Raw genomic sequence first — 4,437 nt, 5'->3', positions numbered from 1 at the left:
ATCGACCGCAACGAGCAGCGCATGCTGAGCCATCGAGAGATTTCCTCTCGTTCAGAAAGGCCGAGCGCCTGTTTGGCACGGTGCCGATCCGGAGGACGTATGCCACCGGTTGGCGAGATCACAGAGAAGACCGACGAGGACTCCCGGTCAAATCGGCGTCCGATCGAACTCATCGGCTCGCCGGCCTGCCAGCGATCCCAGATCTCAGACCGCTGAGCGGTCGAGTAATAAATGCGACGTCGCTGTTTCATGCCCACACTCCATCTTTGCTAAAAGATTAGAGTGTTGCGCTGACCAATTGAGCCCGCCACCAATGCGGACATCCATACCGCTAATTTTGCCGTCTACTTGTGGGCGAGATCGTGGCGGCTCAATGCCCATTTTCATGGCGGGTCCGACACTTCCCCCACACGCTTACCTCGGAGAATGCACAACAATTGCTTGCCCGCGGCGCGTTGCATTCAGGCAACACTTCTTGGAAAAATTGATGACCTGCAGTTTGCGTCATTGCGCGTCCATATTTGATTCGAAAAATCAGCCCCGTCGCATGCTTGGCTGTCCAGCACGGCTCTGGTGGAGCTTTTGGAGGCGACGGGATCATGAACGCGCGGCGGTTTGCGGCAGTGGCGACGGCGTTGTGCGGAACGGTCTTTCTCGCGGGTTGGGTCGTCGCCTGGCTTGCTGGCTTCGGTTCGTCCGGCATCGAGAACGCCGGCGCAGTGCCAATCGAGGACCTCCGCGCATCATCTCTCACCGCCGACGCCGAGCTCGCGGACGCACCGCAGGCAGCCGCAATGAGCAACGCCGCTGTCGCTAACGCCGATGTGGCGACGGCCGCCGAATCGGTGACGGGGATGGCCACCGACACGACGGCGGCCTCGGATGAGCCGGAATCGATCGTCAAGGCCGCGTTGCCCGATTCGTCGCAGACGCTGCCGCCGGAATCACCGCCCGTGCAGGTGGCGACAGCGAGCACGCCTGATCCGGTGCCAAACGACGCCAAGGAGGCTGTGAGCTCCATCGAAATTCTCGAGGAGTGTCTGGTAGTCGACATCTGCATCGACCGATTCCTGTGGGCGCTCTACCAACGGACGCCCAAGGAGGACACCATCAAGGTGCAAGAGCGGAGGAAAGTGACAGTCAAGAAGAAGGGCAAAACGAAGACTGTCACCAAAAGTTTTACCAAGCTCGTCGATCAGGACTTCACGTGGAAGGATCCGAAGGCGGCGGAAAAAGCCGGCATGCCGATGATGGACTACGTGATCGGAGGCATGGATCGGAGCTTCAGGCTGAAGCTCTTTCATGCGCTTCACGCGGCGGAGCAGGCGGGGCTGTCGCCTGGCATAACCAGCGCGTTCCGCGATGACTACCGTCAATCGATCGCAAGCGGCCTGAAGGCGGCGAGTGACAGGTCGTACCATGGCGGGACCTTCCGCGGCGGTTATGGCCACGGGCTTGCGGCCGATGTCGTGAGCGTCAAAGGCGCGACACGGGACCAGCGATGGACTTCCAGTGAAAACCTCTGGAAATGGATCGATGCACACGGGAAGGAATTTGGAATCGGGCGACCATATCTCGATAAAGATCCGCCGCATGTGGCACCGATCGACGGCAAAGAATATGCCGCTCACCACCGCGGGACGAAAGCTCAACTCGCGGAATCGAATATGAAGAGGCGCAACCGGCTAGCTGTGCGGGACGACCACAGCGTGGCGAAAACGCCCAAGAAACGCAAGATGGCTGCGCTCCAACGCAGATAACTAGTAGGAGCTCTGCTCCTGGCACTTTTGCGACGTGCCGAGTAACGCTGACGATGTCTGTTCATGGGGGTAGACCGGAAGTGATCTGCCGACAGTCAGAATGACGCGGTTGACCCCGAGCGGACATTCGGAGGTCCGCCGCAATTGTTCATTCGACGCGGAGTTCATCCAGATTGTCGATGATAAATTTGCATCTGGCTATCGAGCGTTACAAAAAACCCCGCCGGCCTGAAGGCGGCGGGGCAAATATAGGGGGTTCTTATCCGCGTCTGGCAGTCGATCGGGGACCCGCCGACAGGCGAACCGCAGCGGGCCTTTTACTGGATCCAGCCCCTTCGCTCTATAGGGACCCAGAACTCCATGGAAATATTCGAAGCCATCGGGTCGTCGCCGAGCTGGTAGACTTCAAAATTCGGATCATTCTTCCTCTTGAGCGTCGAGGCCTTCATGTACTCGCCGACTGACCAACGGAAATCGCCCCTGCCCGTGACGGGTCCGCTGTAAGTGAAAACAGCGTAGCGATTTGCGGGAACCACAACGGCGGAAAAGCCCCTCATGAGGGTCCGGACTTCGGAGACTGCAACCCCCGGCATAAAGTGAAAACTCGCGGGATCGCCGCCCCAGCAAAGAGCGTAAGTTACGGGCGGTGCCTTGGTACCATCGGCCATCGGGGCGGGTCTAACCGCATCTTGCAGCTGCGGAATGGCCTGATTCAGCTGCTGCCAAGCTTTGGAAATCAGTTCGAAGGTTTGTACCTTGTGACCTTGTAAATTCGCGTCCGAGCCTTCGACGGCAAAATCTCCCCTCTGGTCAATACGAGGCTCCGGCACTTTGACCTTCTTGAAAATGCCTGCCTCTTCTGGCGGTGCATCAGGGCACATTCCAAATGTAGGGCCTGAATACAGCTGTTGTGCGAAAGCGGTAGAGCTAAGCGACCCTACCGCTCCACATGCAAACGCAACAATCAGTGATCGCATTTTCATCTCTCCCTCCGAGGGAGTCTTCTTCTTGCCGGGCTACAATTAAACTTCAAAGTGGCGAGTGGCAATGTAACCGTTGCATCCGCTTGCATCGCCAGGAAGCACACTGAGCTTGCGGAGTGTTGGTTTAACCCCCGCATCGGGATCAGGGGCTCCGTCTCAGCGGTGATTGCAGCTGACGACGAACGCAGCGCGGCTGCATTGCCACTCCGTTCCCAAGACGGGTTCGGAGATCGGGTGCGGTCGAGCCAAAGCTATAGCACCGGCGCCTAACACGATGACGACTACAATTGCGATCATCCTCGATCGTTGCCAGATGGATCTCATTGGCTGATCTCCTTTTCCGCCGCTCGATCAATGTTTGGTCGCAGGATGTGCCGCCAGGAGCTCACTGTATAACCGGTCGATCTCGCGCGCTTGATCCGGCGTGACATCCCGGAGATGCAATGATCTCAGCTCATTCTCGGTCGGTTGGTAGTTGCGACCGTTGCGTATGGGCCATGGTCCTTTGTGAACTGGCGGAACTTGCTCTGCATATCCGACGTTTGCCAGCAACAACGACGACACAACCAATGCAGCGCCAAAGATTGTTTTGCTTGACATGATCAGCTCTCATTTCCTGCACTTTGCCTAGGGGCCAACGTGGGAGCAGTGCCAATGGCAAAGACCCTCGTTGCTGTCGCTCTTCAGAGATCGATTTTGTCGCGGTCTTAGTCCAACAACAGTATGTGATTGGCTTTTCCTTGAAGAACTTCGCGACGAAAATATTCAGGGAAAAGGGAATTTTTAGCCGGTAACAGGGATCAACTTATCAGGCCTCACTAGATGCGAGATTGCTAATTCCGCTCCCGGTCCGGCGGCGGGCGCCAACTGTACGTTCGCCAATCCGAGCGCGCGGTGCGAGCGACACAACGAAGGGGCAAGATGAGGATCGTTTTGGCATTAGCCGTTCTTGCAGTGTCGTCATCAGCATTTGCAGAACAATCGCCGCTAACGGGAGAGCCTTACCGACTTCCTTTGCTGTGCAATAGATCTGGAGAGAAAATCTCGGGACTAACCAAGATTTGCTACTATAGCTGCGCAAAATCGGAAGGTGCCATGACGGCGACGACGTACGAGGCTTGCCCGCGTTGGACCACACGCTGGAAGTTGAACCGGAACGCGCAATTCGGCCCAAAGGAAAATTCACGGTAGTTGAGCACGCGATTGTTAACTCCACTCAAGACCGCCAAGGCACTCGGCATCGATATCCCGGCGACGCTGCTCAGCCGTGCCGACGAAGCGATTGAATAGAGATGCTGTTTGCTGCGGTGCATAAGTCTCTTGCTGATGCTGTGGACGGCTCCTCCACCGGCGCTTGAGTGCCATGGATGTGGGCGCTGTTGAGGCTCCCACGATTCGGAGGAGCTATCCATGCTGACGGTCACGACAATCGGTCTCGACATCGCCAAGTCGGTCTTTCAGGTCCACGGAGTGGATACCGCCGGTCAGGTGGTCATCCGCCGCCAGTTGAAGCGTCGCCAGGTCCTGGCGTTCTTTGAGAAGCTGCCACCCTGCCTGATTGGCATTGAGGCCTGTGCCTCGTCTCACAATTGGTCCCGCGAACTTCAGGCACTCGGCCACTCGGTGCGATTAATGCCGCCGGCTTACGTGAAGCCCTACGTCAAACGGCAGAAGAACGATATGGCTGACGCCGA

The 4,437-nt window shown here is 57.4% G+C and carries 3 protein-coding genes and 2 pseudogenes; 2 read left to right on the top strand and 3 right to left on the bottom strand.

Translation table 11 applies throughout. The annotated features are described in order from the left end of the window. Nucleotides 1–251: pseudogene (locus N554_RS41595) on the bottom strand (IS30 family transposase); the annotation flags it as partial. A 348-nt stretch (nucleotides 252–599) separates the two neighbouring features. Between N554_RS41595 and N554_RS0130295 the strand changes: the two are divergent. Then, nucleotides 600–1,760, top strand: coding sequence for a M15 family metallopeptidase domain-containing protein (locus N554_RS0130295; protein ID WP_036054673.1), 1,161 nt, complete (start codon nucleotides 600–602; stop codon nucleotides 1,758–1,760). Nucleotides 1,761–2,077: 317 nt separating this feature from the next. Here N554_RS0130295 and N554_RS0130290 read toward each other — a convergent pair whose 3' ends face one another. After that, entirely contained in the window at nucleotides 2,078–2,737 is a 660-nt protein-coding gene (locus tag N554_RS0130290) for a GyrI-like domain-containing protein (protein ID WP_197033807.1), read from the bottom strand. A gap of 357 nt (nucleotides 2,738–3,094) precedes the next feature. Beyond that, complete coding sequence (locus tag N554_RS0130285; RefSeq protein WP_029586869.1) at nucleotides 3,095–3,343, bottom strand: hypothetical protein; 249 nt, start codon at nucleotides 3,341–3,343, stop codon at nucleotides 3,095–3,097. Nucleotides 3,344–4,153: 810 nt separating this feature from the next. Here N554_RS0130285 and N554_RS0130275 point away from each other — a divergent pair. Further along, nucleotides 4,154–4,437, top strand: a pseudogene (locus N554_RS0130275) (IS110 family transposase); the annotation flags it as partial.

Origin of the sequence: Bradyrhizobium sp. URHD0069, assembly GCF_000701345.1 — a bacterium.
Lineage (GTDB): Bacteria > Pseudomonadota > Alphaproteobacteria > Rhizobiales > Xanthobacteraceae > Bradyrhizobium.
The sequence above is the reverse complement of the archived record's forward strand: the minus strand, read 5'-3'. Positions and strand labels throughout refer to the sequence as shown.

What these genes read in the sequence shown, in the direction of transcription:
- N554_RS0130295 (WP_036054673.1), top strand. Translation starts at nt 600, where the DNA reads ATGAACGCGCGGCGGTTTGCGGCAGTGGCGACGGCGTTGTGCGGAACG.
- N554_RS0130290 (WP_197033807.1), bottom strand. Translation starts at nt 2,737, where the DNA reads ATGCGATCACTGATTGTTGCGTTTGCATGTGGAGCGGTAGGGTCGCTT.
- N554_RS0130285 (WP_029586869.1), bottom strand. Translation starts at nt 3,343, where the DNA reads ATGTCAAGCAAAACAATCTTTGGCGCTGCATTGGTTGTGTCGTCGTTG.